The sequence below is a fragment of the Flavobacteriales bacterium genome (assembly GCA_025210805.1).
In the GTDB taxonomy this organism is placed as follows: domain Bacteria; phylum Bacteroidota; class Bacteroidia; order Flavobacteriales; family CAJXXR01; genus JAOAQX01.
On sequence record JAOAQX010000024.1, the window covers coordinates 1 to 4067 of the forward strand.

The following is a 4067-nucleotide window of genomic DNA, read 5'->3' on the forward strand; positions in this document are numbered from 1 at the left end:
AATAACCAGCATCCTCGAAAATCTCATAATCATCAATTCCTAGAAAATACTTAGAATAATTCGTAAGCTCCTTACGCTGGAAAGGCAAAGAATCCTTATCTATTTGATGAGTAGTAGACACTCTGACATATAACGCAGCTTTCATATAATCAACCTCCTTGCACGAACAAATGTTCGAGTATATTATATCAAAGATTAGATTATAAATGAAGATAGAATATAAAATAACTAATTTGATAAGTAAAAATATGTATATCAGACTCCAACCAGAAATATCCAGATGAGAGCATTACTCAAATCACCACGATTTAGGAATTATTGGTAAATCACTGGAGTAAAATATAACTTTTGCTTGAAATTTGAACGAAAAGGGTGTATACTCGTTTTAGACAAACGTTGAAACGAGTGTCATTAGACCTTAACATGTGATGTATTGAAACGCTTATCCCAACCACTAGATCTTTGCGGTATTTCATTAGACCTTAACATGTGATGTATTGAAACTAAAAGCTGTATTAAATCTAAAAAACTAGCTCCAATATTAGACCTTAACATGTGATGTATTGAAACTGTGACAAAAGTATCACCTCGTTTGTTTTAATTTATTAGACCTTAACATGAGATGTATTGAAACAACAAACCAAAATTCTTGATGTTTATTTCGAACCAGTTAGACTATAAAATACAAAAATTATAATAGCTAGGCAAAAAACAAATTATAATGATATGATACTTCCAGAGTAGACAGTTCAATTGGACTATCTACTCTGGAAGTATTTTTTATCGGAAAAAAAGTTAAGAATATTGCAAGAAAAGAGGTTTACAAAAATAACATTCTTTTCGTTTTTTAGGTATATATGCATAAATAGATTTTTTAAATTAGAAAAATTGAAAATTAATTAATTGAATAGATACGATAAAAATGTGATAATTTTTTTGACAAAGGGGTATATTTGCGATATAATGACAAATGAAATTTGTCATTATATCGAATGTTTATCATGATAAATTAATTATACATAAATGCGAGGCGATATTATAATGGAGATAACAACACAGAAAAAAGAAGTTGTTTTATTTGCTAGTTTAATTACTTTTTTTGAATCTTTGGACAACAATTTGCAAATGGATCGGATAAAAGGAGTATTAGATTTTACAGAGGAAGTTATTTATAGTAACGAATTAAAACTAGAACTTGCTAAGAATAATGCAGAAGTGTTTTTAACTGAAAGTTTAGCCGAAGAATTATTTAAGTATTTAGATTGTGATGAAGAAATAAAATGGATTTCAGAAGATAGAATTAAATCTAAGATGGGTAAAAGATGTGTAAGAATGATTAATTTGTTTAAATACAAAAACCAACAGGCATTAAAAATAAAGAATGCTAAAAGAGAAAAGCCTTTTATGTTGCTTTCATTTGGAGTTAAGTTTGACAGTAGTTCTAAAGATCAATTTGTTGAAGTTAATCGAATTGATGGCGAATCTTTGTTGATAAAAATGGATTGTACTGAGCTTATGAATGTTTCGACGCATATAGATGTGTTACTTACAAATATATTTAAAAATGGAGTGTATGAGTTCATAGATGATGATGTGGAATCATATCAGGAAGCTAGAAATAAAGTATATACTCAAATTTCAAAAATAAAAGCCGAAGCTCAAGGTAAGTAATATGAAAGATGCTTTGATAAACGGCAGCGTTTTGCTGAAAACATATAATAAAATAGAAAATACAAAGATATACTTAATGGAACACGAACAACTAAAAAAGTTAGTAAATTCAGCGGAAAAAATTTGTGAAGCAATTGAATATTCTGATATAAATGTTTATACCAATAATGAGAAAGAAAGAGCTAAAGCAAAATTGAAAAAGATAAAGAATAGATATTTTAACACAAGCAAAAAAACATTAGAGGACGATTTTGAGTACATTTATACAGATTTTGAGGCGTTATTTGATTTGTATAAACCAGATGAAACAGAGGGGAATGATAATGAAGTATATAGAAATTAAACCAAGAGAATCTATCATTAATTTTAAATTCGAATTAATGAAATTAGAAATGAAAAATATTTTTGATAAGGCTTTATTGGTAAGAGAATCGGCAAATTATGTTAGCTTTGATGCATATGATGAAAATTATAGTGTGGATATAGATAAAAGAGGAGGCATAGACTGCTTTTTTGTTAATTCAGACTCTTATCCTAGAAAAGAAATAGAAAAAGTAATGAAACTGTATGAAAAAGAATTGAAGGTTGAATTTGAAGAATACGAAAAAGTTTAATCTTAAAATAATATTATTTGGGCTTGGAGCATTTTTCTTACCAATTATTTTATTATTTATTATGAAATTTTGTATGTCAGTAGGTTTTTTTATCAATGAATGTTTGCCAAATTGTTTTATATTTGTAATCAGTGAACCTGATGATTTGACTATGTCGGAATTTATTTATTATTGGATTACTATATTGGGAATAGAGTGTGCAACTACAATTGCATGGTATTTATACAAATTAGACAAATCCTACAGGGATTTGCAAGATGTTAGTAATTTCAAAAACAATTTAGCAATTGTAAAAAAAAGTTTCGATGACAATTATAAAGCGATGAATGAATCTCATTCAGGAATATCATTGTTTGAACTTCTAGAGAGCGAAGAATCCAAAAGAGATATTATACCATATATAGAACATATAGATGTTGATAAGTTAGAGAAACATAGAAAAGAGCTCTGCTTAATAAATTGTAATGAAGAAAGCTCAATATATCTAGAGGTATCTAAATTAAGTGATATGCTTCAAAAATTAAAAAACGAAGATAATAACATTGAAAAAAGTAATTATAAAGATTTAAAAACAAAAATGGAAAATTGTATAAAAAATATAGAAAAATATTTAAAAAACAGTTATTGATAAAATAGTGTTTGAGTGCATAGTATAGTGATTAGATGAGTTGTTTTACTGTGTGCTCAAATATTTTTTGCATTTTTTAGATTAAATAAGATTCCAACCAGAAATATCCAAATGAGAGCATTACTCAAATCACCATGATTTAGGAATTATTGGTAAATCATTGGAGCAAAACATAACTTTTGCTTGAAATTTGAACGAAAAGGGTGTATACTCGTTTTAGACAAACGTTGAAACGAATGTCATTAGACCTTAACATGAGATGTATTGAAACAGCTTTAGAGCATTTGTTTCTAGTTTTTCCTGGAATATTAGACCTTAACATACGATGTACAACAACCACAAAAAAAGCAACTCAAATCTGAGTTGCTTTTTTCTATCCCAAAACATTAACGATATAAGCCGATGGTAAGTTGGCCAACATCAAAGCTTGTTCTTGATCCAATGGCCATGACAATTTTCCTTTGGCCACAAACTGAAATTTCTCCAGGACAAAAGACTCCATAACTTCAAAATGACTTGCTAGGGTATCCATAGACAAACCTAATTTAGAAGATATAAGTTCATTTGTGTAAAAATATGCATATCAGACTCCAACCAGAAATGTCCAGATGAGAACATTACTTAAGTCACCATGATTTAGGAATTATTGGTAAATCACTGGAGTGAAATATAACTTTTGCTTGAAATTTGAACGAAAAGGGTGTATACTCATTTTAGACAAACATTGAAACGAGTGTCATTAGACCTTAACATGAGATGTATTGAAACTTACCGCCACTAAAGCTTACTATTTTCTTTCGATTATTAGACCTTAACATACGATGTATTGAAACTCCATAAATATTTGCTTTGTTTGTTTAGCAATAGCATTAGACCTTAACATGCGATGTAATAAACCAAACGAGAAGTAGCAGGGAAGAGATAAAAATAAAACCTAGAGATACTAGATCAATTCTAGACTCTAGGTTTTTATTTTGTGTTCACTCCAACCAGAAATATCCAGATGACAGTATTACTCAAATCACCACGATTTAGGAAATATTGGCAAATCACTGGAGTGAAATATAACTTTTGCTTGAAATTTGAACGAAAAGGGTGTATACTCATTTTAGACAAACGTTGAAACGAGTGTCATTAGACCTTAACATGAGATG

General features: G+C 28.8%; 5 protein-coding genes and 1 CRISPR repeat array. Of the genes, 4 read left to right on the forward strand and 1 reads right to left on the reverse strand.

Annotation, left to right across the window (positions count from 1 at the left end; translation table 11 throughout):
* Positions 1 to 410: 410 nt before the first annotated feature.
* Positions 411 to 634: a CRISPR direct-repeat array (repeat unit 30 nt; unit sequence ATTAGACCTTAACATGTGATGTATTGAAAC).
* Positions 635 to 1023: 389 nt separating this feature from the next.
* Genes N4A45_09495 through N4A45_09510 form a run of 4 tightly spaced genes read left to right on the forward strand, consistent with a single transcriptional unit; the run spans position 1024 to position 2913 of the window.
* Entirely contained in the window at positions 1024 to 1671 is a 648-nt protein-coding gene (locus tag N4A45_09495) for a hypothetical protein (protein ID MCT4665452.1), read from the forward strand.
* A 1-nt stretch (position 1672) separates the two neighbouring features.
* Positions 1673 to 2014, forward strand: a complete 342-nt coding sequence (locus N4A45_09500; GenBank protein ID MCT4665453.1) for a hypothetical protein — start codon at positions 1673 to 1675, stop codon at positions 2012 to 2014.
* The gene (locus N4A45_09505) at positions 1995 to 2285 is read left to right on the forward strand and encodes a hypothetical protein (GenBank protein ID MCT4665454.1); all 291 of its coding nucleotides are present in this window, start codon (positions 1995 to 1997) and stop codon (positions 2283 to 2285) included. Before N4A45_09500 ends, N4A45_09505 begins: the two co-directional genes overlap by 20 nt.
* Positions 2263 to 2913: a hypothetical protein gene (locus N4A45_09510; GenBank protein ID MCT4665455.1), complete on the forward strand. Its 651-nt coding sequence runs from the start codon at positions 2263 to 2265 to the stop codon at positions 2911 to 2913. Before N4A45_09505 ends, N4A45_09510 begins: the two co-directional genes overlap by 23 nt.
* A 373-nt stretch (positions 2914 to 3286) precedes the next feature.
* Here N4A45_09510 and N4A45_09515 read toward each other — a convergent pair whose 3' ends face one another.
* Positions 3287 to 3445 (reverse strand): hypothetical protein, encoded by a 159-nt coding sequence (locus N4A45_09515; GenBank protein MCT4665456.1) that lies wholly within the window; start codon positions 3443 to 3445, stop codon positions 3287 to 3289.
* Positions 3446 to 4067: the final 622 nt, after the last annotated feature.

Bases quoted from the DNA above. Each gene is read 5' to 3' on its own strand.
- N4A45_09495 (MCT4665452.1), top strand. From the start codon at position 1,024: ATGCGAGGCGATATTATAATGGAGATAACAACACAGAAAAAAGAAGTT.
- N4A45_09500 (MCT4665453.1), top strand. From the start codon at position 1,673: ATGAAAGATGCTTTGATAAACGGCAGCGTTTTGCTGAAAACATATAAT.
- N4A45_09505 (MCT4665454.1), top strand. From the start codon at position 1,995: ATGAAGTATATAGAAATTAAACCAAGAGAATCTATCATTAATTTTAAA.
- N4A45_09515 (MCT4665456.1), bottom strand. From the start codon at position 3,445: ATGGATACCCTAGCAAGTCATTTTGAAGTTATGGAGTCTTTTGTCCTG.